Raw genomic sequence first — 24,053 nt, forward strand, 5'->3', positions numbered from 1 at the left:
CCATCCTGTTCATAGCGATGCTAGACAAGCTATGCGGGGTGGACATTGTTATGCGTGCTGTAAAAGACAATCCAGCGAAGCGATTACGTGTGCTTATGGCCGAACGTGACATTAATACTCAGGAACTAGCCTATATGTCGGGTGTACACAAAAACACCATCGCAGCCATACGTACAGGTGAAACAACAAAGCCCAATTCTGAAACACGTTATCGGATTGCCAGAGCGCTTGGTGTCAAAGTAAACAGTATATGGCCGGATTCTTGAGTTGAGACGGGATTAGTGATAAATCCTAGGAATCTCGATTTACAACACAGATAGCGTATAAATACGTCATCGGCGTGCGCCTAAAGATAAACGTCCAAGTGTAATGCGCCGCCGACAATTTGAATATGACTTGTTTGTATCTGTAAGATAGAAGGGTGAGGGGCGTTCGGCCGCCCCTCTTTTGTTCTTAATGAACGTGCTGAGCAATGATGATGCTTAGATTGATGGCAGTCAAAATAAGCATCCCAAATGAACAGCAGGCCATCAAGAGACTGCAGGTTTCTTGTATGGTCATTTTTTTGCCCTCCTTTCTCGGCCGAATTGATTGTATATGCCGGTTTAGACCAGCTCCACCCGATTCACCTCCTTCATTCAAATACCGTCACCAAAATGGCTTTTGAGTAAAGAAGTTCGAAAAATTATTCGGTACGAGTCTCCGTGCGGGGCTCGTATTTTTATTTAAATGCGGAATAGGACATTTTTTCGGTGACATATCATCCACCATCAACACAAAGAGAGGTGATTCACGATGGAATACGGTGAGAAGAGACGCAGCGTATCGTTTAACCTCAACGATCCGGAAGAGCGTGCTCTTTATCAGTTCTCTCAGAAAATCAACTTTAGTGGTCTTGTGAAACAGTATCTAACTCGTGAATTTAAGCAGCAGTCACATCAAATATCAGCGACACCGGAGGCATCTTTCCAGGTGAATTTAGGCGGTGATCAGTAAGTGTGGGATAACGGAGAATTGGTTTTTGTTGTGGTCGGTGAGGCTGAGACTTACTTGTGTGCGCTTGATTGGCTGTCCAACTGGATTGCTTCAGGGTATCGGGTCTATGGGGCAGCCGACACGGTTAGCGATATTGAACGGATGTACCGAGATGCTTGGCAGGAGGAGGGAATGAAGTGAAAAAACGTACGGCTGTTGTCTTAATTGGCTCAATAGCGGCGGGAACGGTAACCGCAGCCACGTTATCAGTGATGTGGTGGACCATTATTCCAATCTCCATTTGGTCTATGGGAACGGCTGTTATTGGCGGACAGACGATGAACGTTTTGCGAGTTAAAAACGGACAATTGCAGCCAGTGAAGGTCTACAAATCGCCCGAACAATCCGATGTTCTTCGCAGGATGCAGTAAGGCTATTGCCTGGTTCAGGCTTATGCGTGGCTGGGGCAAAAGTTGCGTGTCCGTCAAAATTTTTAGCTCATCATCGAATGCCCCACAACAACACATATCGTACCGACGATAATCTCCCAAAACGCAGCGAGGTACGGCATAACATATCACCCTTTCTCATTGTTGGCGTTATGGTGTCCCGTTAAGGAGGGGGTATCCACGGTTACTCTTGGAGCTTTCATCATAGGTTTTGGGCTTGGTTTGTACGGAAAGTGGATCGTACAAAAATCCTTTGGGAGGTGGCACCGTTGAGAAAACCTGTCGTGATCGACATGCACGAGTTTGTTGTGAACGGAAAGGTGCGGCGCGTAGATGCATATCGAGTTGATTGGCATCAATTCACCTTAGCTGCCGGATCTATGGGCGTTGTGCTCGAAGCTGTACCGGCATTTGTCTACGCTGGCACGGACCCGGCTGTAACGGTAACGGCAAGCGAAGGTGCTCAGCTCGACAGCATGCACTTTAACGCTGACGCATCTTGGGCGGATTACGTCATTCCGCTCATAAGGCACCAGGCGTTGCCGCTGGCCGTGACAATGGTTTGCTGGGCTGGACTTGAGATGATTCTGAGGCGTCCATCAAGCGCCCTAGATCGTGCTAAATGGGCAATAGGTGGCTACATCGGCATGCAGTTTGTTCTACCGTTCATTCGGCACCTGGGACACCAATTCGGGGATGTGTGAGGAGGATTTGCGTGAAATCATTGCTTATCGTGCGGAACGTTATCAATGACATATTCCCATCGAAGACAGATAAGACGCTTTGGATCGCTAATGGATTCACCTGGACGGCTGTGCTCTTTATGGGTGGATGGATTCCGATGGCATGTGCCGGTGCGGGTACGCTAATGTATTCCGGAACTCTAGAGTTGATTTATCGAGCACGAGAGGAACATAGCAAACTGAGTGGTCATTCATGAAGTGGCCATGGCAAGTAACAACCACGTTCGGGGCCGTGGATTCGTCGCACGCCGCGTCGCATAGTGGGGTTGACCTAGCGCTGCCGATGGATACGCCGGTGCAGTCTATAACGAGTGGAGTGGTCGAAAAGATCACACATGAAGGCTCACAAGGATTCGGGAATGCCGTATGGCTTAAGGAACCCGACGGCTATCGGATAGTGTTCGGTCATCTCGACAAGGTGAAGGCGTACGCTGGGGAACGGATTCACAAAGGAGATGTCATTGGCCTGTCCGGCGACACAGGGTATTCCACTGGTCCACACTTGCATATCGGAGTTATGGCGCCGAACGGTAAATGGGTCGATCCCGATAATTATTTTTCTCCGTGGCACAATTGGTTCCATCTCTCGAGTAACCGCGTCAAGAACAGCGAGGATGAGTTTGTAGTCGGACACGTTGAGCATTGGATTGGGGAGATCGTGAAAGGGTTGGCCAGAGACTTTGGAGAGTGGGCACTTCATCAGATTGCACCCATTGCTCTTGTCATTTGTGCTGTGTCCTTACTTGGAGTCATCGCCGGAATGGTTAGGCCGCGTCGTTGGGCCTTCTACAGCGGTTTAATCGCGACGATTGCATATCATGCGGGGTGGGCATCCTAATGAGGCCGTGGAAGTATGTTTATCACGAGATGGAGACTATAAGAATTACGCCAGATCGGTCGGCGCGGAATGTGCAGGGTCACATCTTTGCGAATGCCCTACATGATTGCCATTCAATTGTTTGGGACCGTCTCAAATTCGGTTGGAAGGGTATTAAGCACACCGCGCCGGTTCGGTTCTGGCACATCATCGACATATCCTTACAGGGCGTTAAATTCTACTTCGCTGCGCCTACTGGTGAATTCTCTACCTACGCTACTCATCGTTTGAATAGATACTGGCCGAAAGCAACGATAGAAGACGGACAGCAAATTCCGCTGGTTGAGATCAGTAATACTGATGTCATCGAATTGAATCTAACCAAGCACAACATTTTTGGTCTTGGTATTGGCCGAGATGAAGACACTACACCAATCGCTGACATCCTCAGTGTCCTGGAGGACTTTCGAGAAGACGATAGAGCGGTCATTGCCTACTGTTTTGAGCCATACGACCGCGTGTCATGGGCTGACATTGCTGATAACGCTTATGAAGCGCTAAAGGCCGGGAAAGTGCCGAAGCGTTTTGAACTGAAGGTAAAGGTTAATCAGATGAAGGCTGCCGAGTTTCTAAATGACCAGCTGCACGGCGCTTATGACACTGTATTTGGCGCACTGGATGGCAAAGAAGCGGCCAAGAAGAAGGATAACGACCGGAATAAGAAACCGGAGAAGTCATCGGAACGCCTTGTACTTACACAGCAGAACGAATTCAGCGCTGTCACACGCAATAAACGCAGTCAACCAGTGTTCAAGGCATGGATGCGTGTTTTGGTCACCTCTAAGGATGCTGCACGCCGTAAGGTACTGACACGAGCATTCTCTAACGCATTCGCCGCTCTGAACGGCGACAACTCAATACGGGGGCAGCGCGGTAGCCGGTCGGCTATCGATGAAGTGAACACCCTTCAGTTGCACCAAAAGACGGTGTTGAGTCCAGGCGTGAATATCCTGTCATCCACTGAGTTCGGGAAGCTAATTCAAGTGCCTACAGCGTCCCTCCAGGACCAATACAAGGACTATATCGAGGCAATCAATAAGCGCGAACTGGATTTGCCCGATTGGCTAACGTCCGGGGGCCTAGAACTAGGCGAGGTAACGTACAAGGGCAAAACGGAAACAGTGTACATCCAAACAAAGGACCATGACACGCTATGTCTCCCCTGGTTCGCTTTTGGACCGCAGGGCGTAGGCAAGACAGGGCAAGGTGTCAAAACGGCCGTGGAGTTTATCAAGGCCGGTTACAGCGCCTTTGTGATTGACGTGGCAGATGGTGACCTAGTGACCGAAGCGCGTGATGCAATGCCGGAATGGATGCCCGATGATCACATTATCGATATGGACTTAGGTCACAAAGACTTTGCCATCCCGATGAACTGGTCAGAACGGGCTGCAGCTGGTGATCCGGATGACGAAGCAGACGTGGCTAACCTCATGGCCGCGCAGTTGGTTCGGTTCATCGATACGATAGCCAAGAGTGAGACGTCAGACCGGATGTCGATGTACTTAAAAGATGCAGGTCGCGCACGTTTAGGCAGACCGGGGGCCACGCCGCTGGACGCGATGCTCATGCTTACCTCAAAGAAGTATTGGGGGTTGCACAAACGATACGTCGTAAGTCCGCGGGTAAAGGCGAAGCTCGAAGCATTTTGGAATCAGTCAGACAGAGAACGAAACGAAATTATTCGCCCCATACAAAACCGCATTAGTCTTCTCATGGACGAAGAACGAGTCGCAGATCATACCCTCCAACCCGACAAAACAGACGCCGATGGCAATCCACTCATTAACTTTCGTAAATGGGCAGACGGTGACGAGCATCCGTATTTCGTTGGGATCCGTATACCGAAAGACTTCTTCCTAGACGCTGGCACTGACGCCGTGGCCACTTTCGTCATCTCAAAGCTATGGTTGGCTATCTTGAGCCGATACGATACGGCAAAGAAGGATCGCAAGCCCTGTGTGTTTGTCATGGATGAGCCACACCAGTTCCCGAGCGCATTGCCGCTGTATAAAGGCGTGGTGCGTGAATCCCGTAAATGGCGTCTGAAGCTCATGTGGCTGGGGCACACGCTCGAGGACTTCAAGGACATCATCGAGCAAGTACGCGCCGCCGGGTGTCAGTATTCGCAGTACAAAGCGAAGTCGGAAGCCAGTTTAAAGATGGTCCTACCCGAAATGGCACCGTTCACCAAAGAAGAGTTGATTAACATTCCAGATCGTTTCTGGGCGGTAAATCGAATCACGGCACCAGGCAGCGAAGAACCTGCACCAGCGTTCCTAGCACATATGGCTGCGCCACCAAAAGCGGTTAAGAATCGCTCATACCTGCGTGACTATTGGGCCCAGACGCTTGGGCGGCCGCGGAAGGAAGTACGCAAAGCATTGATGGATAAGGAGGCTCAATATCTATGATGGGGGCACTCTTGAGGGTGTTTAACTGGGGTTCGAAGGTTGATGCCGGTAGTCCATTCACATTGAGTAACCTGGACGATTTGTCAGACCTGGCCGATGCACTGCGCCAGGCGTTAGGATGGTGAGCTCATGGGCTTCATGAAAATGATCATTTACGATTCCATTCGTAGCGCGCGCCATGCGGCTCGTGAACGTGCGAAGGATAGCGCCAATACATTTCCCCATACGGGACTGAAACAACTCGGCAAAACGGCTGTCACGAAGTCAGATGTCGACCGACTGGCAGATAAGGTGGAGCAAACACGTAGCGATGTACACCGGGGACTCGGAGACCTGTATCATATGCATTCGACGAATGACGAGTTCCTATTCAAGCAAATGGATAGGCTTCATGATGCCATCGACAAGCATGGACAAACGATCAAAGAACTGGTGGATGTCATTAAAAATATGGGTGGCCTTGGGTGAGCTAGTCGAAGGACCAACTGCCTAGCAATCATGGAACGAATATAAACCTTGTTGAAATATTAGTTTATTGTGAATAATATATGTTTATTCGGAAGGTTGGGTTTGGAGGGGCAAAAATGCCGAAAACGCACTATTTTCCTAAGGACACTGTCCACTATACGTGGGATAAGTCACATGAACCGTTGCTACGGATCCAAAGTGGTGACACAGTCATTTTTGAAACTAGAGATGTAAGTGACCGACAATTTGGGCCTAATTCGACCACAGAGGATGTAGCCAATCTAAACTGGGATAAGGTATATCCGTTGTCTGGTCCGGTATTCGTCGAAGGTGCTGAGCCTGGGGATACGTTGGCTATCGAGATATTGCATATGAATCCTTTAGGATGGGGTTGGACAGCTGTACTACCTGGACTAGGTTTACTGGCAGAGGATTTCCCCGACGCGTATTTACGTACATTTGATTTGTCAGATGGGAAATACGTGCATTTTCGAGAGGACATCAAGATACCCATCGAACCTTTTTTCGGAACCATGGGTGTGTGTCCTAAGGATGCTGACGGTCAACCAATTATGCCACCTGGTACATTCGGAGGTAATCTCGATACACGGCAGTTGACTCCAGGTACAACTCTTTATCTCCCTGTCCAAGTTGCAGGTGCATTATTCAGTTGTGGTGATGCCCATGCAGCTCAAGGCGATGGTGAAGTTTGCGTTACTGGGCTTGAATGTCCTATGTACGCCACTCTTCGTTTCAATCTTATCAAGAATCAATCGATTCCAGCCCCTCAGTTCGAAACTGCAGGAGCACTTACTTCGAAAGTTAACCACGCTGGTTTTTATGGAACAACGGGCGTTGCTTCTGACCTAATGGTAGCCGCAAAAGATGCCCTTCGCGCTATGGTAAAGCACATTTCTAATAAATACGAGATGACACCAGAAGATGCATATCTTCTTTCCAGTCTGTGTGTGGATTTAAAGATATCCGAAGTAGTCGACGCTGGACAATACGTTGTTAGTGCAGTTTTGCCTTTGGCTGTATTCCAAAGATAGTCAGTACAGTATCTGATATAAAAAACGACCCCTGCGAATCAAATCGTAGGGGTCAAATTATATGTAGTAGGGGCATCAACGTTATGGATTAGAAGACGAATATTACAGTTAGATGTCATGAATGTAAGAATCGTCCTCTCCGTTACAGAACCAAACCATCCCCTAAAACCCGATGGTTACTCGTTAAAGCGGAAATCAATTTAACGCCAAATTAACGCCAACTTATCACCAATTTAACTCCATATTGACATGCAAAAGGGCAGTCCATGGACCGTTCCAGTCATGACCACGTTGGTTGTGTGTAGCGTACACGTTTCATTGAACCGTTAAAGGTGTAGGTGCAAAATTGATTTGCTTGCTCCTCATCTAAACTCCTTGCACACCTTACTCCTTCCAAGGTCATCTGTGCGGGGAGTTTTTGATGTTCCCGTTATTTTTCTACTGTGTACCCTTAACCCGAGGTACATTTTTACACTCCATTACATTTGTGTCCAATAATCGATGGCTGTTAGTTTGTGAACAAGGATTGTATGATTCGTGACCAGACGAAATCCACGTGTAGAGCACACAGTTCATTGATCGGTGAAACATGTAGGTACATACTTGGCTGAAAATCTGTAAACCACCTTATTGTCCTCGTATCGCTATTATGGTGATGCGAGTTTTTTATGTCCAAAAAAGACAGCCCACCGAAGTGGACTGTAAGAATGGGTATGTACCCTGGAGACACAGACGTACCGCATGCCCCGCCTTCGCACACGACATTGACAGCCACACATGCCGTCCTACCTAAATTGCCGGAACCACAGTATATGACGTTACTGGTGCAAAGTCCGTCGATACGTGACGTGTAAATTTAAGGGACAGCCGATGGCAGGGCGGCTGTCCAGGAGTAAAGGGTTGTATATAAAGGTCGTTACCGACCGTCCACACCGCTGATTATAAATATTCCGTTTTAGGTTCAGTTGGAGGCGCTGTGTAGATTGTGTGGATTGTCCTTAAAAGAACCAAGTCACCTAGTCAAACCGTTGTTACTGTAAGAATAATGGATAATTGCATTAGCACCTTTTTAGCACCAAATTAACGCCATATTAGCGCATTATTATCACCTTTTTAACAACAAAAAAGACGCCCGTTGAAGGACGCCAAAAGGAGAAAGGATTGGAGGCCATCTATAGCATGTCCAGTTAAACTAGCGATTATACACGTTGGGCAAAAAGTTTTTGATCTACTAACAAAAAAGTCCCCGTGCACCGACCGAAGCCGATGACGAGGATAAAAAGGGGTAGAAAGGGTAAATGCAGGATTAGTGTACATCCCAATGATGTACATATGGGCGTTCAGTGGTATTCATCATATATTCCGTATCAATTGACTCCAAAGTTGGGGTGAATGACGTAAAAACGTTTTTGGGTACAAATTGTCACCAAGTATTTTTGATGGTGCGAATGTGTCACTAATCATCGGAGACGCTTGATATACGGGGATGTCAAGGATTGCAGGAACCTTCCGATACTTGCAGAAATTGTGAGTAAGGAGGGTGAGTGCATGAAAGTCGAAATATTTTTCAATGGGGAACCATGGCACGATACTAAATGGGATTGTATTCCGCGAATCGGCGACAGATTCCTATATCATCATCCTTCTGGTGATGACTTTCACTGTGTTGTTGATGATGTAGTTTGGGTGATCAATGATCGACTAGAAGTTTCTCCCGAGTTACGAACATCAGTCAAAATCAAACTTGAAGGAAATTTAACATTACTCGATTGACCCGCTTCGGCGGGTTTTTATTTTGCCCAAATACGTGATAGCGCGAAGGGTACGTGGTTCGCGTCAGTTCTCACGTAAATCACTAAGAGGAGCATTTGCTACTGTGCCATCCTCGTAATGGATTTCGGCATATGCGTTGGACTCGAACACTTGATCAATATGAACAGCAACACCGCGGTACTCTACATTGATAATCTGGGGCGATTCCATAATTTCTTTAGCTCGATGGATATCCATTTGAAACCACCTCCCTAAACTAGGATGACCGTGTAGGGTTTTATCTATGTACACCACGCCTAATTCATAAGAGGGACGCCGTAATCGTTAGCATCCAAACTGCGAAGCCTTAAACTGGCTATGTCGCCCGTTGGGTGTGTTTTATAGGTACGAGTGAGTCGATTGACTAATACCCACCCTGGTCCAGGTTTTGGACCACTAACCAACCTATGATGATAGGAAAGGCATTCATGGACGAAAGTAATGTCGGAAGATAGGCTAACTAAACGAATAATGTACTAATGGAACTGCTGTAATGTGTCAATGATAATCGTTAAGAACCGGTGTAACTGAATCCATATATCGATTGCGATTACTGAAATGGGGCTATTTAGCAATGGAGCATGCAGAACGTCATTTCACAGGCTCAGAATTTATTCGAGATATTGTTATTGGAATGTCAGACGGCTTGACGGTCCCATTTGCCTTAGCTGCCGGCTTATCAGGAACGGTATCTCAAACTTCTTTGGTAGTGATTGCTGGGATGTCCGAAATCGCCGCAGGCTGTATTGCCATGGGGTTGGGCGGATATCTCGCTGCCAATACAGACCGCGAACACTATTTTTCCGAGCTCCGTCGTGAGGAACGTGAAATCGACGAAGTGCCGGGCAGGGAAAGAGAAGAAGTCAGGTCACTTCTCTTACAGTGGGGCGTTCCCGAGGAAAATGTGGAAACAACCGTCAATGCCATCAGTCAAAATCGGAAAAACTGGATCGACTTTATGATGAAATTCGAGCTAGGTCTTGAGGAACCCGATCCAAAACGAGCGGTGCGCAGCTCGATTACCATTGCAATTTCCTATATCGTTGGTGGTATTATTCCGCTTGCTCCGTATATCTTTATACACCATGCCAATACTGCCCTAGTGACTTCCGTGATAATTACACTGATAGCCCTGTTTATTTTCGGATTTGTGAAAGGCAGATTCACAGGGGTCAATCCATTCAAGAGCGCGATTCAAACATTGCTTGTGGGTGGCATTGCGGCTGCCGCTGCTTTCGGTTTGGCAAAAGTATTTGCTGGATGATAGTTCGGTCGACGAGAAAGAAACGCGCGGCGGTGTTATCGTTCATAGCGCTTCTGCATATCAACGCTCTGACCAGGAGACGTGGGGCAACTAGAGGCCAGGGTTGAAGCCATTCCGGCTGCATACCACCCTAATTGGTCCTGTAACCAGGGATCTCACAAGAGGGTTCAAAAAGGTGCACAATTATGCGATTGGACCTAAGGCTTATGATTTAGCCAAAAAACACGGATACAGATTGGTTACGATTGAAGTGAAATCGCCACCAGAATACGATTTGACGTTGGAATAAGTTGGCGACGTCTTCTGGCACTAACGGGTGCGAATGTGTGCAATAAGGGTTCCATTAAAAACACGAATGAATATCCAGGACGCGGTATATAAATGAACCGCGTTTCTTCATGTTTCAAGACACTCTTAGAGTAGAGGAAATCGGAATTCTTGTCCCAATAAATGTCTTAGCGTGGGTTTTACGTCATTTTGTTGGCGGGACCCCTATTTATGCGGTGTGTTCGCTGCTCTTCTTATGAGACAAACGGGCAGTTAGTTCAACAACGACTACATACCTCTGGGGACGTGAAGATACCTCATTAGATAATAAAACAGGGGGCGAATAAACCCCCTGTTTCTGCACTAATGGTGCAAATGATATGGGACTGTCGTAACAACGACATCTTTATGTCGTAGCAGCCAGGTTCTTAGGAGAAATGGTGTCTGATTGTGAAGAATGTGGTGCCACCATTTTTTCGGTACGAATTGAGCAATTAATAGCTGAATATGGTCGGGTTTTCCCCTTCATAATTCTCCAATCGACGTAGAAACTTGGATAGTGGGTAAAGAAGTGATCGATATTCACTTTTTACGGTTACAAGTCTGCATGGTGAGCCCCATGCCTTCCATTTTTGCTCCATCCTTTCGATGGATTCATCATCAAATCCAATGTACAGGGCAATCACATCTTGACTACTGCTTTGGGCGAATGAAATTGTTTCGACAACGATACGATGAATACCCGAAATCAGTACAACGGAAAGAATACGATGTTTGTGAGGATGAATTGTTTCTAGATCGATGCGAAGTTCGTCTGCAATTTCATCGTAATGTTTCCGAATTTTCATTGCGCAAAAGATTAATACCGGTAAAACGATCAGAACAATCCAAGCACCACCTGTAAACTTTGTCACTGCAAAGATGACGGCGACGAGTGCTGTAACCAAAGCACCAAATGCGTTAATTGTCGCTTTGACCTTCCAAAGGTGCCCTCGAACCCTTAACCAACGCTTTGTGAGACCCAATTGCGCAATGGTGAATGCCACAAATACACCGATGGCGTAGAGTGGAATTAGCGCATTGGTTTGCGCATGAAATACTTCAATAAGCAGGGCCGCAAGTGCAGCAAGCACAATCATTCCGTTTGAGTATCCTAACCTGTCTCCACGAAGTGCCAGGGACCTTGGTAAAAATCGATCTTTAGCGACCAAAGCAGCCAGTTGAGGAAACCCAGTAAAGGTGGAATTGGCGGCTAAAATGAGAACCACAAAAGTGAAGATGATAATGATCTGGTAAATCAATCCGTGGCCAAAATATAAGCCTGCCAGTTGAGACAGCATCGTGTTATTTGGATTGACTGATATCCCCTTAACATACAGGTGATAGGCGAATCCAAGCAACGTCACACCCGTGATGACACCTAATGCGATATAGGCCCGAATCGCACCATTTTTCCCTTCTCGGAAAATGGGAACTGCATTAGAGATGGTCTCAATCCCCGTAAGAGACGAACAGGCTGAACTAAAGGCTCGGAGCATGAGCATGGCCGTGAGTCCTTGAGGAATCGTTCCAAAAGGAGGGGTTACTGGTTGCACAAATCCATGGTGAAGTTCGTCAATGAATCCAGCTACGATTAGAAGGATCATACACGCCATGAAAATGAATGTCGGATAAGCAAAAACCTTTGCTGACTCCGATACCCCACGCAGGTTGATTAATAAGATAATGAAGACACATAAAATCGAAAGCAACGTTTCATGGCCAGAGAGGACTGGGTATGACGAAGCCATGGTTTGAATTCCCGAAGAAACGGAAACGGCGACCGTTAGTACATAGTCTACAAGCAAGGCACTTGCGGCGATGAGCGAAACAACCGGCTTCTTAAAGTTGTCCTTGCCAATTGCATAAGCACCGCCGCCGCTGGGATAAGCCATAACACCCATAATGTACGATGTGATTAGAAAAGCGAGCAGGATGACTGTTGAAGCAGTTATTGGAAGTATAATCCATTTTGCATTTGTGCCTAAGTGTGCCAATTCGGTTATTCCAGCTTCGGGACCATAGGCCACGGATGAATACAGATCTGCAGCGAGAATTGGCAGTGCAATGAGCCAAACCAGTTTCATATGTGGCTGATTAAGTTCCCGAGAACGGATAGGGCGACCTACAAGTATTCGTTTCACGTTTCCAAAATTGAACAATCCGAAGGCGATTGCTGCAATGATAATGCAAATCAAAACGGGATGAAGCCAAGGAAACTCTTTGTACATGTTGTAACCTTCCCTCTGAATGTACTCCTAGTGTCTCTGTATCTCTTTCGTTAGTTTGCCTAAAACACAAAACGACCCGCAGAGGGGTCGTCCAAAAACCTCTCCTGCAACACCTACGAAGTTAGCTGACGGGTTCGGGTGGCAAGAATTTTCACCCTTCCAACATGGATTCACCCCAAAAGAATGGTTCCTCCGCTCCCAATAGGGATTAGGCGTATATTGAGTTGACGTCGATTATTGTAGTCTCGTTTAATGAAAATTCAATACCAAACTCTGGATTTAATTTTAATGGACTTTGCGATCATGCATCGTTTGTACGTAGACGAACCGCTTATTTGGGAAATTGGTTACTAGAGGACATCTAAATTTAGCACATTCTACTCGAAGTTTGCACAGAGTATTTATTGAACTTATGGGGGCGTTAGTGCAAGATCGACTGCCACATAAATACGAATTAATATCCAGAACGCGGTATGTATATGAACCGCGTTTCTTCATATTTCAATGAACTCTTAGAGTAGTGAAAAACCGAATTTTCATTCCAATAAATGTATTAGCGTATATTTTCGTTAAAATGTCGGCCCTACCCCGTAAATGGCGTCTGAAGCTCATGTGGCTGGGGCACACGCTCGAGGACTTCAAGGACATCATCGAGCAAGTACGTGCCGCCGGGTGTCAGTATTCGCAGTACAAAGCGAAGTCGGAAGCCAGTTTAAAGATGGTCCTACCCGAAATGGCACCGTTCACCAAAGAAGAGTTGATTAACATTCCAGATCGTTTCTGGGCGGTAAATCGAATCACTGCACCAGGCAGCGAAGAACCGGCACCGGCATTCCTAGCGCACATGGCCGCGCCGCCAAAAGCGGTAAAGAATCGTTCGTACTTGCGTGATTATTGGGCGCAGACGCTAGGTAGACCACGGAAGGAAGTACGCAAAGCGTTGATGGATAAGGAGGCTCAATATTTATGATTGGTGCGTTGCTGAAGGTATTTAACTGGGGATCCAAAGTTGATGCTGGCAGTCCGTTCACGTTGAGCAACCTAGACGATTTGTCTGACCTGGCCGATGCACTGCGCCAGGCGTTAGGGTGGTGAGCGCATGGGATTCATGAAAATGATCATCTACGACAGCATACGTAGCGCACGGCAAGCGGCACGAGAGCGCGTCAAGGAGAGCGCTAACCCTTTTCCTCATACCGGGCTAAAACAACTCGGGAAAACGGCTGTCACGAAGTCTGACGTCGACCGACTGGCTGATAAGGTCGAGGAAACACGGAGTGACGTTCACAAGGGCATCGGTGACCTGTATCGGATGCATTCGACGAATGACGAGTTCCTTTTTAAGCAGATGGATAGGCTGCATGATGCAATAGATAAGCACGGTCAAACGATCAAAGAACTGGTGGATGTGATCAAAAACATGGGTGGCCTCGGCTGATACAGTCGTGGCTTCTCCTGTTACATATCCAGTTTAAAACATGGTTGCGATGTGTAATTTCAGCTTATACTGCCCTTAGAGATCCTTCAGAACCGCTTAACGAAGTGGAGGTACTATGCGATGTCCAGGGCCATGTTGTATCTCGGTGGAATCTTCGTTGGTTTTATTGCTGGACTTGTAGTGGGGCTTGGATTCTTCACTATTGCTTCCGTTGCTAGGATTCAATCAGGGATAGCGTTGATTACACTGCTCTTTGTTACTTTCATCGCAGTGGGTTGGACCCATTGTAGACGCCATTTCGACTAGATGTGGTTTTTTATCTCTTTACTGCTGGGCGTGGGAACCTTTGAGATGCTGTTTGTATAAACATGTGGACGCGGTGTCAAAAAGGGCGTCTCACGACGCCCGCACCATAGTCATTACTTAGTTGTGACGTCTCCGCTGGCGACCACGGTTAAATCCTTCGTGCTTTGATGGATATTAATCACCCATCCACTTGTAGGAATACTCTTTACACCTTTAATAACGGTTGTTGCAGTTGCATCCCCGCTCTTGTTTGCAGTCAAATCCCCTAAAGCGTAGACTATTGGGCCTGTTTTTGTAGTCGTACCACTATGAATATGCTCAGGATGTACACTGTTCGGTGCCAGTCCGGAAGCGGTAACTATAACAGTTAACTGATGTGTTTTAGGATTCAGCGACAAGGTAGCTGTGCCTTTGACCTTATTTCCTTTTGTTGAGTCAAGGGTTGCAATAGCCGACGTAGCAGCTGTTTTGGCAACACTCTTTGTACCGGTTTTTGCAGCGTTTGATGTTGAAGTACTTGTTGAATTTTGGGTAACAGATGAACCATTCGTGGTGATATTGCCTACGGTATTACTAGTGCTGTTACTGGTTCCGCAACCGGCTAATCCAAACGTTGCGACAGTAATTACGGAAGCAACTGTAGCTAATGTCTTTGATGTCATGTTCTTTGTCCCCCATTTTGCCTATGTAATGCATGGCTCTGTCGATAGTTTGTTATCGACAGTTACATCGTCAATTATAGTTACGGTGTCTGGTACCTATATGGAGACGGTATGTAAATTGTGTGACGGGGCTCATCGAATAATCTAAATGATTTATTGTCGTATTTAGCGTTGCTAATGCGAATATTCCAACATGTATTTTTTTACTGGTTCAAAATAGGCGATAGCATGTTATAAATAAAGCAATTGAGGGTACGTGGGACCCTTAAATCTGGCTCAAGGGGAGTCAAACTTGAAGAAGTCGTCCTGGGCGATTATTGCGTTATTTCTTGGTACGGTTACTACACTCAGTGGCTGTGCATCAGTACAAACCGAGTCAAATCACACTCACAACGTTTCGCAGAACACAATCAAGGGTGAGACGCGTTCCGTTCAGAAGGGGACCGAAGCACTGACAAGTGTTGTGACGGGCGTACCCATCGTTTACGGAATGCGTAAGTTCCCATATCCTTATCAAGCCATGTTAGCCATTTCTTCAGATGCGGACAGTCAGACACTTCGTAAATTTAATCTGGTTCACGAATTTATGAATACAACGCAAATGACCCCGCTTGGTCGGGGCCTTGGGCTTGATTTCTCGGATTCCTTCTTCATGTATAACGGAAACAATGAGCCGGGGTATGTGGACATCAACCATGAACCAATGTCAGATGAGCTAACGTATTTTCGGGGTGTATCAAATCAGCCGTATGCTGCTAGTGTTATTAACGACTACATTCACGACGGATGGATCGACACAATGCACACGTATGGCGACTTCAGCGAGGTTAACCAGAATAAAACGCTGTTCACGCGGAAACTGGCTAAACAAGCTATTCAAACGCTAGACGCGAATGGTGACAATATTACCGTGTGGACCGATCATGGGAATAAATCGAATGTAGATAACTTTGGTGCCTACGGAGAGACGCCGTTTTATTCGTATCAGCAGGGTGCAAATCCGTGGTCACAGTATTACCACACAAACTGGACTATTCCTTATGGCGTTAAGTTTGTATGGGCGGACATGTCGAGTAGCCAAGTTGGAATGAAATCGGTCATCTATCCGCTGCAGTTGCCGGATGGAAGACACGTTTGGGGTTTCTGGCGATACACGAACTCCGGATACAGCAAGAAACACGGAGTTTTATGGAATTGGACACCATATCAAATATCCAACCAATTGAGCACGTCCAATCTTGACAATTTGGAGAGATTTCATGAATACTCCGTTGTTGCACAGCATTTGGACGGTACGACTTACCCTGGAGCCTTGCCACAAAGTGCTGTTCATGCTCTCGACATGTTGGCGACTCAATATCATGACGGAAGGATTCTGGTAACGCGGACCAGTCGTTTGCTTCAGTATAACGTTACCCAGCAGTATGTTTCGTACTACGTGACCTATGCTGGCGGTAAAGCGTACATTCACATCCGTGACATTGCGGACCCTGTACTGGGCAAGCATGTACCAAACTTGAATGAAATCCGAGGACTGACTTTTTACACGACAAATCCAGCTAAAACGGTAATAGAGATCGGTGATAAACCTGTCCCCAGCAATCTCATTCAAGACAACAAGAGCGACGGAATTAGGCCAAGTATTGCTGTCAAATGGTACCCAACGAACACGACGAATTACGCGAGGACAGTGCCTGGGGTTGTTTGAGGATAGCCCCAAAACCGACGTTGAAGAAAAAAGACCCCTACGACATCCAATCGTGGGGGTCAATATTATATGTGCTATAAGGGGTAAGAAAAACACTCATCAACGTCATGGCTATTATAGGACATGAATATTACAGTTAGATTTCAGCCATGGAAAAATAAAACCCCACCGTTAAATACGATGGGGTCATTCTTATGGCACGATTATTTCTTCGTGGTTTTTGTGCTCTTTGTTGCATGTGAAGACTTAGCTGTTGTTGTCTTGTGCGTAGACGTCGTAGCCTTATGTGTTGTCTTGCTTGTCTTAGTAGAAGTCTTATGTGAAGCAGGTTTTGTGGTCTTATGTGTGGCGGTTTTCTGCGCAGAAGTCTTGTGTGCGACAGGTTTTGTGGTCTTAGTCGTATGCGCAGACTTCTTCGTTGTAGCGGTGTGTGTAGACTTTGTTACGTGCGTTGTAGTATGAGTTGTTTTTGCATGTGTAGCTGTGTGATGAGCTGGAGCCGTCTTTGACGTTGCTGCAAATGCCATCGTTGGTGTAGCCAGTAGGGCAATTGTAGCCATCGTGGAAAGAAGTATTTTTTTCATTTGTAATTCCCCCTGGTTATTATGTAGTTGGATAACCAGCCAGAATTATGCTTCCACGAATCTCAAAAACTCATCAAAACGATGTTTAACAACTTAAAAGGACAGCCACCTGACTGCCCTACACAATGGTGACAAAATGTATCGCATCAATGATGGGTAGCCTATACCTGTACTAGTCGATAGACAGGACAGCAGGGTAAGACGATGTGTGCGCCACGTGGAACGGTACATGTACGGCCGATTGATGAGTTGTCAAAGCTATAAATTATTGTTGTCTATTATTCATAGGTATCCGTGTTAATGGATAAAGTATCAGCCATAGCATTAAGCCAAGACCACCGTATGTAATTACTGCCTGTATGGATTCCGTGTCCACTTATATTCACCTCCATTTTTATGATGTACCAAAACGGCGGATAAAAAACGACCCCTGCGAATCCAATCGTAGGGGTTAAAGTATATGTATTAAGGGGACTGAAACATGTCCTCGGCTATTGTAACGCGGAAAAATTATGAATCAATATTAGTTCTTCTTGTAGGGTATATACTTCTTCAATTACACGAAGCAAAGTTACAACGGAAAACACCACAGTAGAATCATTCTGTAATGTATTCCATTACAGAACCAGGTGACATATGTGCACAACAAAAAGAAACGTCCGTATGAAAGACGTCATTGGATCTTCACCAGTAAAAGTGGCCACTTCCCCGTAAAGACCTAGTCTCGATTATATAGATTTTCCTAGGAAAGTAGACCGATACATAATTAACCGCCCCTCCTGGAGACGTTTTGTGCATGGATCGAGGCGCGGCATTAACCAGTTGCGATCAGCACTGGCGAGTATCATTATTGACCTATCACCCTTACCTCATCCGTCCGAATTAGGGCGGATTTTTTTGTTTACTGTGCATGTCTAACGTTAGAAGTAAAATAAGAATATTGCATGACAACCACCTCAGCAGGAAATAGGGGAATGGTGAATGAAGCCGAAAAAAATCTAACCAAAGCTGGACTTTGGTTTAACATCTTATGGTGCACTGCTTTAGCTGTGTTGTTTTTGTTAACGAATCACCTGTTTTGGCTATTGTATGAAGTGTTTTTTGGCCTATGGCTGTTGAAGGTACTTGGGAAAATAGACCGCTGAACTGTTCAAATAACAGTATTCCGCTAAGATTTCTTTTTCTGTGACAAATCCGGTACAAAGTGCTATGAACGATGATATTCCCTGTAGATATTTAAGTAATCCGCCTTCGATTGGATTATTCTTAGCAATGGTTCAAAACAGATTTATTAGTATTATCGGAGGCGTAAGGGACAGTGAAAGAAACAGGTATTGTACGTGAAGTCACTAGCATTGCATAAAACTTCTCTGAGCTTGTCAAGTGAGGCACACCACGGTCTGGACACCAGGTCTGAACACTCAGATTTTTAATTTCAGCGGCTTATGGTCTAAAAAGTCAGTACTCCTGTGTCAGGTAGTCCCAATATCCATAATCAGGAATTTTTATATTAGGTCGTAGGTCACGGTCTCGAGATGCTCCGTTTCACCGTCTATGTACTGCCGCACCGTTTGCTCGAAGATGTTGTCCACCTTGCATCGTCGTCTGCCCTTGGATGTTCGACCTGGGCTCTTGTACAACGCCTTCACAAACTCCGAAAAGCTTCGCTCCCAGTAAAGACGTAAACATTTGTAGACGTCGAGCAGCTTGCCGTTATGGGACACCTTCGCCTGTATAAGAATCAACAGGCAGTATGTAATCAGCGCAATCAGCAGTTGGTTATACACGGCATTTTCACTCTTGCCGTAGAGCCGCTTGAGTACGAGATGTTGCTTGACCCATTTAAAAAACAACTCGATTTGCCAACGCTTTCGATACACGTCGCAGATTTGCTCCGCATCCATCGCCATGTCGTTCGTCAGAATCACGACGCGCTTGCCTTCACTGTCCGTGGTTTCAATCAACCGCAGGGTGTACTTCATAACGTAATTTGGGTAACTCCCCAAGCGCACCAAGGCTTCTCTGGTGACTGGTGAATCGTCCGGCACGGTTCGTTCCTCAATGACTTCGTGAATGACCGCGTTGTCTTTGAGCCGCGTGACAAACTTTGTTTTGTTTGCACAGTACGCATCGAACTTTCGGTAATCCACATAGCCACGGTCGAAGACGTTGAGCGCATCGGGCTCCACGACCACCAACGCATCCATCTGCGTTTTGTCTGCAGGTTTGGCAGGTGTGAGAATCACCTTGTCCGGCGCGACTTGGTGGTCTAGAAACACCAAACGCAAGTGCAATTTCACACCGGCTTTGGTCCTGCGAAACTCTGCCCATGGATACTGCGAGAGACACATTGAAATGGTTGATGAGTCAACCAGGTTAATCCGTCTGAGCTTCTCATTCGCTCGCTTTATGCCGACCTGACGCGTAATCTGTTCAACGCATTGACGGAAAACGAAATCCAAAAATGTTGAAGGAGTTTCCCGCAACTTCCTGGATAACTGTGAGGCACTAATAGAATCCAGCGCCAATTCCTTCTGAAGGGATTCATTGGCTTCCAGCTCTAAACTGATATCCGTCAGGGACGGGATCTGGTTGACCTGGGCGAAGACGATGAGCCTAATGAATGGAATAACGCCGAGCTTCTTGACGTACCGATCGAGCTTGAGATGATCTAATTCCTGCAATATGGAACTGACGTTCAGCGGAAGAACATATTCCGCAAACACAGATTTTGTGGAATCCTTGTCCATGCCTAGTCTCCTTAGTAGAGAGTCGGACAGGACTACCTGTACCTCTTATTCTAAGGAGATTTTTCATGTCAGTGGTTGTCTAAATCATGAACATTCCAAACATTGCGTCTATTCATTCTGACAACTTGAAGCACTTGACAAATCCTAAATTCCTTTATGCAATGCTAGTGACGTGAAGTAGACGAATTGGGTAGGATAGTTATCCCGATGGAGCTACGCCGAACGTTACATATTGAGCGAAGGAACCCTATGGAAGTATTCACGGATGCTGATTGCATCATATTTCGCAAATATGAAGTGTCATGCACATTTTGTGGTAACGAAAATGATGTAACCCTGTTTAAGGGCAAGGCGTTGTGCGACGATTGTCGACGAGAACTTGTAGCAAAGGCTGCTTCTCCAACGGTTTAAATCTGAGTTGTTTAAAACCTAGGCACACTAACGAGTCTTGTCATTATATTACATACCATCCGTCCTTATCCGGGACGGATTTTTTATACGAACAAAAAGACAGCCCACCGAAGTGGACTGCGAGATAGGGGTAAGTGCTATGGAACGTACTCGTGCCGTAAGCCCCACCTTCGCTTACGACGATGACAGCCACAGTTGCTGTCCTACCTAAATTGCCGGAACCACAGTATATGACGCTTTGGATGCAAAGTCCGTCGATTCGTGGCGTGTAAATAAAAGGGACAGCCGCATGGCAGGACGGCTGTCCAGGAGGCATATATATCAAGGTCGGCTCGACCGTCCACAGCATTGATTATAGGCATGTCGTTTTAGGTTCAGTTGGAGACGATATGTAGATTGTGTGGACCGCCCTTAGAAGAACCAAGTTACCCTTCAAACCGTTGTCACTGTAAGAAGAACGGATAGTCGAATAGCGCCTTTTTAGCGCCAAATTGACGCCATATTAGCGCATTATTATCACCTTTTTAACAACAAAAAGACGTCCGTGAAGGACGCCCGCTTAATGTATACTAGAGTGTTGTGCGACTTTCGGATATGACGCGGTATAAAGCTATGATTGGTTTGTTTTCCGCCTCCCACTGCTCGTTTTTTAGTGCAGGGACATGAAACTCTCGCTCCATATCCGTCATGAGCCTCGCCAGTGCCTTGTCCTTTTCGTATGGCGGCATATCTGACCGAATGATGTCCTCGTATTTGCGGTGTATGTCACTTAGGCGATTGGCCATGTGATCACTCCTTCTCATTGTCCATTATATCTGTCGCAGGATGTCAGCCATAACGATGTCGTTTAGCCAATTTCTGACCTCATCCGGTGACATGCCGCCTAATTCTTCAAACTCGTACGTGTCGTGAACGGCTTGGATCAATACGTTGCGTACAGATGCAAGTGGTGATGTGGTGATAGTCGTGTTAGGCATTTTCAATCGCCTCCAGTGCGTTATCTAATCTTCTGGACATCCATTGATGTGCGGACACTTCAAATGCGATACGGTATGCTGGCGGCATCGGTATACACCGGCATGGCTTCGACCACTGTATATTGGACCAGCGTGCGATGTGGCGGGGCTTGTACAAGTGCTTGCGTGCTATGTCCATCATGACTTCAGAGAGTGGTTTGGTTCCGAACCGCTCACGTATGGTCCACACCTTGCCATCACTGTCGCGATACTTGCTGACTATCACCTTGCGTCCGTCTTCCGTCGCCTCTTCCCATTCGACGATTAGTTCACGCTCCACTTTCATCACCCTCGCTTGTCCAAAATTGTGCTATAATCCCTGCGTTATCTGCTTAACCGTTTATACGTGTAAGCGTATATTAAACGAAATTGTATGTCAATAGGGGGTACGTTAAATGATTAGATTGGAATTGCAACGTATTTTAGACAAGCAAGGCCTTACACAAACAGCACTTGCTGAAACATCTGGTGTACGACAAGCACGTATTAGCCATATATGTAGGGGATACGTTGAGCGTCTAGAGTTGAAACACATCGATGCAATATGTAAGGCGTTGGATGTTGAACCGTGGGAATGGATAATGTACGAGAAGGACTAAGCATTACACTATCTACACTATGGTGTAAATGGTATAATTTACAAATTACCATATTAACGATAGACTAGCCCTTGAGGAGGGCGATGTCGAATTGGGTGAAATGAATATTAGATACTTCATCATTAATGAAGCGACCGGAGAAAGGTTGCCTATGGATGAGGCACCGGAGGAATGGCGCATCGGATTTGGTCAGCAAGTGTTCCAGACGTTTTGGGATGCATTCGTGAACAAGTTGCCCGAAGTAGGAGCTAGAATTGCGTTGGAATATGAGGAGATCGACCGGATATATGGCCAGTTCAAGATATTCGACGTTATACCGGTCGTGTTTGCGACAGTTAAGCGTTCGAAGAAGCGTGGTCCAGGTCGTCCACTACGATATTTCGATGAAGAGGGTAACGACTGGTTCGTGGTGACGCTGGCATGAGACTACGACAAGTGAGCATATACAACGAACGAACAGGTGAAACGGTGCCGTGGGATGCAGCACCAGAGGAATGGCGACAGAACATAAAAGAGCATGGATCTAACATCTTTAGGAAAATTGTCTTCTCCAACCTGAAAAAATGCAGAATGCGATTGGTGGCCGAATATGAAGAGATAGACGAAATCATAAGTCGAGATGTAATTGACGGCATCCCATTGACCTTCGCGACTGTTAAACCGTGTAGAAAGCATCATGAATCGACCGTAAAAATCGATATCGATGAGAACGGTAAGCAGTATTATGTGGTGACGTTTTTACCTGGGTTCCTTTCAGAACAAAAAACCTCGTACACCGCTAGGAACGATGACGAGGATTGAGATAAGGGTGAATATCAACATTGCTCAGGGTATAAGTATAGAACGAATAAATAATTGTATGCAACGTTTATACAGCAACTTACATAAATGAAGAGAGTTTGGAACAAAAAAATTCCCCACCAGCTTGGCCAGTGAGGATAGGAATAGGGGTCTAGGGCTTTGCAAGACCATTGTATCATATATATTAATCCAATTGTTTCCATATAGTATTCATCATAAAATACAAAGACCCCGTACATCGATGGCGTTAAACGATGACGAGGTCTAATATCTGGTTGTCCCTAGCCATATACAGTATAGGACTTAACAAGCCTCGGTACAAAAAGACCCCGTGCATTGTCCGACATTGACCGCGCGGGGTATATTGGGTAAGGGTAATTCCATGTATAGTATAGCACACAATATTAACCCATTAATTTACATATAGTCGTCGTTAGACAAAAAGAGACCACGAAAACCGAAGCTGACGAGGACGGATCGGGATAATACTGTGTATATCGAGTGTCCTATGCCATATGGAGGCGTATGGCACCGTAAGCATATGAGAAAATAATAGCGTTTGCACGACGCGTACATAGGGGTTTAATGGATCATAAGTAGAAAAAAGAGGAACAGCCTAATAGACTGTCCCAGACGGATTCATTGTTCGATCATGCTGTAACATAGTCCCTAATGTATCTCAAAAAAATCTCAAAGGGTTATCCCTCTCTCTTATCAAGGAGGAGTAGATGATATGAAAAACGATGAAATCCGTAATGTGATTCAATACATCATGGACGAAGTTCACCAAACAGCAGTAAGCAAAGGCTGGTATGAAAATCCTGTAGCCTTCACCACGCACATTGCCTTGGCTCACAGCGAATTATCCGAAGCCTTAGAAGCAGACCGCAAGAACCACGGCGAAGACAAGGTTGCTGAAGAACTTGCTGACGTACTAATTCGCACACTAGACATGGCAGCTGCACACAATTTAGATTTGGCAGGTGCGCTTGTTGCCAAGATGGAAATGAACAAAGGTCGAAGTTACCGTCACGGTGGACTAAAGTATTGACGAGGCTTAGATGTGTCGTGCACACTTCATTGAAGTATTTCAGACGTAGGTGCATCCTTGGATAGGACCTTAATCTATTCCACCTCGCATCGTTCATTTATTTATGCGGGGTTTTCTATGTATGGACACAAAGAGG

30 protein-coding genes and 1 riboswitch are annotated in these 24,053 nt (G+C 46.1%); of the genes, 22 read left to right on the plus strand and 8 right to left on the minus strand.

Annotated features, from left to right (window positions below):
- The first annotated feature begins 50 nt into the window (after nucleotides 1–50).
- The 12 genes from NZD86_RS23935 (at nucleotide 51) to NZD86_RS23990 (ending at nucleotide 8,751) form a co-directional block, all read left to right on the plus strand.
- Nucleotides 51–266: a helix-turn-helix domain-containing protein gene (locus tag NZD86_RS23935; RefSeq protein WP_268047129.1), complete on the plus strand. Its 216-nt coding sequence runs from the start codon at nucleotides 51–53 to the stop codon at nucleotides 264–266.
- Between the two features lie 529 nt (nucleotides 267–795).
- Complete coding sequence (locus NZD86_RS23940) at nucleotides 796–996, plus strand: hypothetical protein (RefSeq protein ID WP_268047130.1); 201 nt, start codon at nucleotides 796–798, stop codon at nucleotides 994–996.
- Entirely contained in the window at nucleotides 997–1,176 is a 180-nt protein-coding gene (locus NZD86_RS23945) for a hypothetical protein (protein WP_268047131.1), read from the plus strand.
- Nucleotides 1,173–1,406, plus strand: coding sequence for a hypothetical protein (locus NZD86_RS23950; protein WP_268047132.1), 234 nt, complete (start codon nucleotides 1,173–1,175; stop codon nucleotides 1,404–1,406). Before NZD86_RS23945 ends, NZD86_RS23950 begins: the two co-directional genes overlap by 4 nt.
- Before the next feature lie 287 nt (nucleotides 1,407–1,693).
- Nucleotides 1,694–2,128 (plus strand): hypothetical protein, encoded by a 435-nt coding sequence (locus tag NZD86_RS23955; RefSeq protein ID WP_268047133.1) that lies wholly within the window; start codon nucleotides 1,694–1,696, stop codon nucleotides 2,126–2,128.
- An 11-nt stretch (nucleotides 2,129–2,139) separates the two neighbouring features.
- The gene (locus tag NZD86_RS23960; protein ID WP_268047134.1) at nucleotides 2,140–2,364 is read left to right on the plus strand and encodes a hypothetical protein; all 225 of its coding nucleotides are present in this window, start codon (nucleotides 2,140–2,142) and stop codon (nucleotides 2,362–2,364) included.
- On the plus strand, nucleotides 2,361–3,005 hold the full coding sequence (locus NZD86_RS23965; protein WP_268047135.1) for a M23 family metallopeptidase: 645 nt from the start codon (nucleotides 2,361–2,363) through the stop codon (nucleotides 3,003–3,005). The genes NZD86_RS23960 and NZD86_RS23965 overlap by 4 nt, the downstream gene beginning before the upstream one ends.
- Before the next feature lie 29 nt (nucleotides 3,006–3,034).
- The gene (locus NZD86_RS23970) at nucleotides 3,035–5,458 is read left to right on the plus strand and encodes a type IV secretory system conjugative DNA transfer family protein (protein WP_268047136.1); all 2,424 of its coding nucleotides are present in this window, start codon (nucleotides 3,035–3,037) and stop codon (nucleotides 5,456–5,458) included.
- Nucleotides 5,455–5,583, plus strand: coding sequence for a hypothetical protein (locus tag NZD86_RS23975; protein ID WP_268047137.1), 129 nt, complete (start codon nucleotides 5,455–5,457; stop codon nucleotides 5,581–5,583). Before NZD86_RS23970 ends, NZD86_RS23975 begins: the two co-directional genes overlap by 4 nt.
- 4 nt (nucleotides 5,584–5,587) lie before the next feature.
- Nucleotides 5,588–5,926: a hypothetical protein gene (locus NZD86_RS23980; protein ID WP_268047138.1), complete on the plus strand. Its 339-nt coding sequence runs from the start codon at nucleotides 5,588–5,590 to the stop codon at nucleotides 5,924–5,926.
- A 116-nt stretch (nucleotides 5,927–6,042) separates the two neighbouring features.
- Nucleotides 6,043–6,978: an acetamidase/formamidase family protein gene (locus NZD86_RS23985; RefSeq protein ID WP_268047139.1), complete on the plus strand. Its 936-nt coding sequence runs from the start codon at nucleotides 6,043–6,045 to the stop codon at nucleotides 6,976–6,978.
- 1,548 nt (nucleotides 6,979–8,526) lie between these two features.
- The gene (locus tag NZD86_RS23990) at nucleotides 8,527–8,751 is read left to right on the plus strand and encodes a hypothetical protein (protein WP_268047140.1); all 225 of its coding nucleotides are present in this window, start codon (nucleotides 8,527–8,529) and stop codon (nucleotides 8,749–8,751) included.
- A gap of 63 nt (nucleotides 8,752–8,814) precedes the next feature.
- Here NZD86_RS23990 and NZD86_RS23995 read toward each other — a convergent pair whose 3' ends face one another.
- Nucleotides 8,815–8,988, minus strand: a complete 174-nt coding sequence (locus tag NZD86_RS23995; protein WP_268047141.1) for an H-type small acid-soluble spore protein — start codon at nucleotides 8,986–8,988, stop codon at nucleotides 8,815–8,817.
- A 376-nt stretch (nucleotides 8,989–9,364) separates the two neighbouring features.
- Between NZD86_RS23995 and NZD86_RS24000 the strand changes: the two genes are divergently transcribed.
- Entirely contained in the window at nucleotides 9,365–10,054 is a 690-nt protein-coding gene (locus NZD86_RS24000; RefSeq protein WP_268047176.1) for a VIT1/CCC1 transporter family protein, read from the plus strand.
- A 761-nt stretch (nucleotides 10,055–10,815) separates the two neighbouring features.
- Here NZD86_RS24000 and NZD86_RS24005 read toward each other — a convergent pair.
- Nucleotides 10,816–12,591 (minus strand): APC family permease, encoded by a 1,776-nt coding sequence (locus tag NZD86_RS24005; protein ID WP_268047173.1) that lies wholly within the window; start codon nucleotides 12,589–12,591, stop codon nucleotides 10,816–10,818.
- Nucleotides 12,592–12,685: 94 nt separating this feature from the next.
- A riboswitch (cyclic di-AMP (ydaO/yuaA leader) is annotated at nucleotides 12,686–12,816 on the minus strand.
- 295 nt (nucleotides 12,817–13,111) lie between these two features.
- Here NZD86_RS24005 and NZD86_RS24010 point away from each other — a divergent pair.
- The 4 genes from NZD86_RS24010 (at nucleotide 13,112) to NZD86_RS24025 (ending at nucleotide 14,335) form a co-directional block, all read left to right on the plus strand.
- Nucleotides 13,112–13,561 carry a hypothetical protein gene (locus NZD86_RS24010; RefSeq protein ID WP_268047143.1) on the plus strand — a complete coding sequence of 150 codons (450 nt, stop codon included), beginning with the start codon at nucleotides 13,112–13,114 and terminating at the stop codon, nucleotides 13,559–13,561.
- Nucleotides 13,558–13,686 carry a hypothetical protein gene (locus NZD86_RS24015; protein ID WP_268047144.1) on the plus strand — a complete coding sequence of 43 codons (129 nt, stop codon included), beginning with the start codon at nucleotides 13,558–13,560 and terminating at the stop codon, nucleotides 13,684–13,686. The genes NZD86_RS24010 and NZD86_RS24015 overlap by 4 nt, the downstream gene beginning before the upstream one ends.
- 4 nt (nucleotides 13,687–13,690) lie before the next feature.
- Entirely contained in the window at nucleotides 13,691–14,029 is a 339-nt protein-coding gene (locus tag NZD86_RS24020) for a hypothetical protein (protein WP_268047145.1), read from the plus strand.
- Nucleotides 14,030–14,149: 120 nt separating this feature from the next.
- On the plus strand, nucleotides 14,150–14,335 hold the full coding sequence (locus NZD86_RS24025) for a hypothetical protein (protein ID WP_268047146.1): 186 nt from the start codon (nucleotides 14,150–14,152) through the stop codon (nucleotides 14,333–14,335).
- A 113-nt stretch (nucleotides 14,336–14,448) separates the two neighbouring features.
- Here the strand turns inward: NZD86_RS24025 and NZD86_RS24030 are convergent, their stop codons facing one another.
- Entirely contained in the window at nucleotides 14,449–14,997 is a 549-nt protein-coding gene (locus NZD86_RS24030; RefSeq protein WP_268047147.1) for a CHRD domain-containing protein, read from the minus strand.
- 292 nt (nucleotides 14,998–15,289) lie between these two features.
- Here NZD86_RS24030 and NZD86_RS24035 point away from each other — a divergent pair, with 292 nt between their 5' ends.
- The gene (locus NZD86_RS24035) at nucleotides 15,290–16,705 is read left to right on the plus strand and encodes a hypothetical protein (RefSeq protein ID WP_326492690.1); all 1,416 of its coding nucleotides are present in this window, start codon (nucleotides 15,290–15,292) and stop codon (nucleotides 16,703–16,705) included.
- Between the two features lie 203 nt (nucleotides 16,706–16,908).
- Here NZD86_RS24035 and NZD86_RS24040 read toward each other — a convergent pair whose 3' ends face one another.
- From NZD86_RS24040 to NZD86_RS24065, 5 genes are all read right to left on the minus strand, one after another.
- The gene (locus NZD86_RS24040) at nucleotides 16,909–17,289 is read right to left on the minus strand and encodes a hypothetical protein (RefSeq protein WP_268047148.1); all 381 of its coding nucleotides are present in this window, start codon (nucleotides 17,287–17,289) and stop codon (nucleotides 16,909–16,911) included.
- A 1,505-nt stretch (nucleotides 17,290–18,794) separates the two neighbouring features.
- Nucleotides 18,795–20,039 (minus strand): IS4 family transposase, encoded by a 1,245-nt coding sequence (locus tag NZD86_RS24045; protein WP_268045847.1) that lies wholly within the window; start codon nucleotides 20,037–20,039, stop codon nucleotides 18,795–18,797.
- 980 nt (nucleotides 20,040–21,019) lie between these two features.
- Nucleotides 21,020–21,235, minus strand: coding sequence for a hypothetical protein (locus NZD86_RS24055; protein WP_268047150.1), 216 nt, complete (start codon nucleotides 21,233–21,235; stop codon nucleotides 21,020–21,022).
- A gap of 24 nt (nucleotides 21,236–21,259) precedes the next feature.
- Entirely contained in the window at nucleotides 21,260–21,427 is a 168-nt protein-coding gene (locus NZD86_RS24060) for a hypothetical protein (protein ID WP_268047151.1), read from the minus strand.
- Complete coding sequence (locus tag NZD86_RS24065; RefSeq protein ID WP_268047152.1) at nucleotides 21,420–21,746, minus strand: hypothetical protein; 327 nt, start codon at nucleotides 21,744–21,746, stop codon at nucleotides 21,420–21,422. The genes NZD86_RS24060 and NZD86_RS24065 overlap by 8 nt, the downstream gene beginning before the upstream one ends.
- Nucleotides 21,747–21,861: 115 nt before the next feature.
- On the opposite strand from NZD86_RS24065, the gene NZD86_RS24070 reads away from it, so the two are divergent.
- From NZD86_RS24070 to NZD86_RS24085, 4 genes are all read left to right on the plus strand, one after another.
- Nucleotides 21,862–22,065 (plus strand): helix-turn-helix domain-containing protein, encoded by a 204-nt coding sequence (locus NZD86_RS24070; RefSeq protein ID WP_268047153.1) that lies wholly within the window; start codon nucleotides 21,862–21,864, stop codon nucleotides 22,063–22,065.
- A 100-nt stretch (nucleotides 22,066–22,165) separates the two neighbouring features.
- Nucleotides 22,166–22,489 carry a hypothetical protein gene (locus tag NZD86_RS24075; RefSeq protein ID WP_268047154.1) on the plus strand — a complete coding sequence of 108 codons (324 nt, stop codon included), beginning with the start codon at nucleotides 22,166–22,168 and terminating at the stop codon, nucleotides 22,487–22,489.
- The gene (locus tag NZD86_RS24080) at nucleotides 22,486–22,866 is read left to right on the plus strand and encodes a hypothetical protein (RefSeq protein WP_268047174.1); all 381 of its coding nucleotides are present in this window, start codon (nucleotides 22,486–22,488) and stop codon (nucleotides 22,864–22,866) included. The genes NZD86_RS24075 and NZD86_RS24080 overlap by 4 nt, the downstream gene beginning before the upstream one ends.
- A 733-nt stretch (nucleotides 22,867–23,599) precedes the next feature.
- On the plus strand, nucleotides 23,600–23,917 hold the full coding sequence (locus NZD86_RS24085; protein ID WP_268047156.1) for a nucleoside triphosphate pyrophosphohydrolase family protein: 318 nt from the start codon (nucleotides 23,600–23,602) through the stop codon (nucleotides 23,915–23,917).
- The last annotated feature ends 136 nt before the right edge of the window (nucleotides 23,918–24,053 follow it).

The sequence above is a fragment of the Alicyclobacillus dauci genome (assembly GCF_026651605.1).
Taxonomy (GTDB): Bacteria; Bacillota; Bacilli; order Alicyclobacillales; family Alicyclobacillaceae; genus Alicyclobacillus; species Alicyclobacillus dauci.

Bases quoted from the DNA above. Each gene is read 5' to 3' on its own strand.
- NZD86_RS23935 (WP_268047129.1), top strand. From the start codon at position 51: ATGCGTGCTGTAAAAGACAATCCAGCGAAGCGATTACGTGTGCTTATG.
- NZD86_RS23940 (WP_268047130.1), top strand. From the start codon at position 796: ATGGAATACGGTGAGAAGAGACGCAGCGTATCGTTTAACCTCAACGAT.
- NZD86_RS23965 (WP_268047135.1), top strand. From the start codon at position 2,361: ATGAAGTGGCCATGGCAAGTAACAACCACGTTCGGGGCCGTGGATTCG.
- NZD86_RS23970 (WP_268047136.1), top strand. From the start codon at position 3,035: ATGGAGACTATAAGAATTACGCCAGATCGGTCGGCGCGGAATGTGCAG.
- NZD86_RS23975 (WP_268047137.1), top strand. From the start codon at position 5,455: ATGATGGGGGCACTCTTGAGGGTGTTTAACTGGGGTTCGAAGGTTGAT.
- NZD86_RS23980 (WP_268047138.1), top strand. From the start codon at position 5,588: ATGGGCTTCATGAAAATGATCATTTACGATTCCATTCGTAGCGCGCGC.
- NZD86_RS23985 (WP_268047139.1), top strand. From the start codon at position 6,043: ATGCCGAAAACGCACTATTTTCCTAAGGACACTGTCCACTATACGTGG.
- NZD86_RS23990 (WP_268047140.1), top strand. From the start codon at position 8,527: ATGAAAGTCGAAATATTTTTCAATGGGGAACCATGGCACGATACTAAA.
- NZD86_RS23995 (WP_268047141.1), bottom strand. From the start codon at position 8,988: ATGGATATCCATCGAGCTAAAGAAATTATGGAATCGCCCCAGATTATC.
- NZD86_RS24000 (WP_268047176.1), top strand. From the start codon at position 9,365: ATGGAGCATGCAGAACGTCATTTCACAGGCTCAGAATTTATTCGAGAT.
- NZD86_RS24005 (WP_268047173.1), bottom strand. From the start codon at position 12,591: ATGTACAAAGAGTTTCCTTGGCTTCATCCCGTTTTGATTTGCATTATC.
- NZD86_RS24015 (WP_268047144.1), top strand. From the start codon at position 13,558: ATGATTGGTGCGTTGCTGAAGGTATTTAACTGGGGATCCAAAGTTGAT.
- NZD86_RS24020 (WP_268047145.1), top strand. From the start codon at position 13,691: ATGGGATTCATGAAAATGATCATCTACGACAGCATACGTAGCGCACGG.
- NZD86_RS24025 (WP_268047146.1), top strand. From the start codon at position 14,150: ATGTCCAGGGCCATGTTGTATCTCGGTGGAATCTTCGTTGGTTTTATT.
- NZD86_RS24030 (WP_268047147.1), bottom strand. From the start codon at position 14,997: ATGACATCAAAGACATTAGCTACAGTTGCTTCCGTAATTACTGTCGCA.
- NZD86_RS24040 (WP_268047148.1), bottom strand. From the start codon at position 17,289: ATGAAAAAAATACTTCTTTCCACGATGGCTACAATTGCCCTACTGGCT.
- NZD86_RS24045 (WP_268045847.1), bottom strand. From the start codon at position 20,039: ATGGACAAGGATTCCACAAAATCTGTGTTTGCGGAATATGTTCTTCCG.
- NZD86_RS24055 (WP_268047150.1), bottom strand. From the start codon at position 21,235: ATGGCCAATCGCCTAAGTGACATACACCGCAAATACGAGGACATCATT.
- NZD86_RS24060 (WP_268047151.1), bottom strand. From the start codon at position 21,427: ATGCCTAACACGACTATCACCACATCACCACTTGCATCTGTACGCAAC.
- NZD86_RS24070 (WP_268047153.1), top strand. From the start codon at position 21,862: ATGATTAGATTGGAATTGCAACGTATTTTAGACAAGCAAGGCCTTACA.
- NZD86_RS24075 (WP_268047154.1), top strand. From the start codon at position 22,166: ATGAATATTAGATACTTCATCATTAATGAAGCGACCGGAGAAAGGTTG.
- NZD86_RS24080 (WP_268047174.1), top strand. From the start codon at position 22,486: ATGAGACTACGACAAGTGAGCATATACAACGAACGAACAGGTGAAACG.
- NZD86_RS24085 (WP_268047156.1), top strand. From the start codon at position 23,600: ATGAAAAACGATGAAATCCGTAATGTGATTCAATACATCATGGACGAA.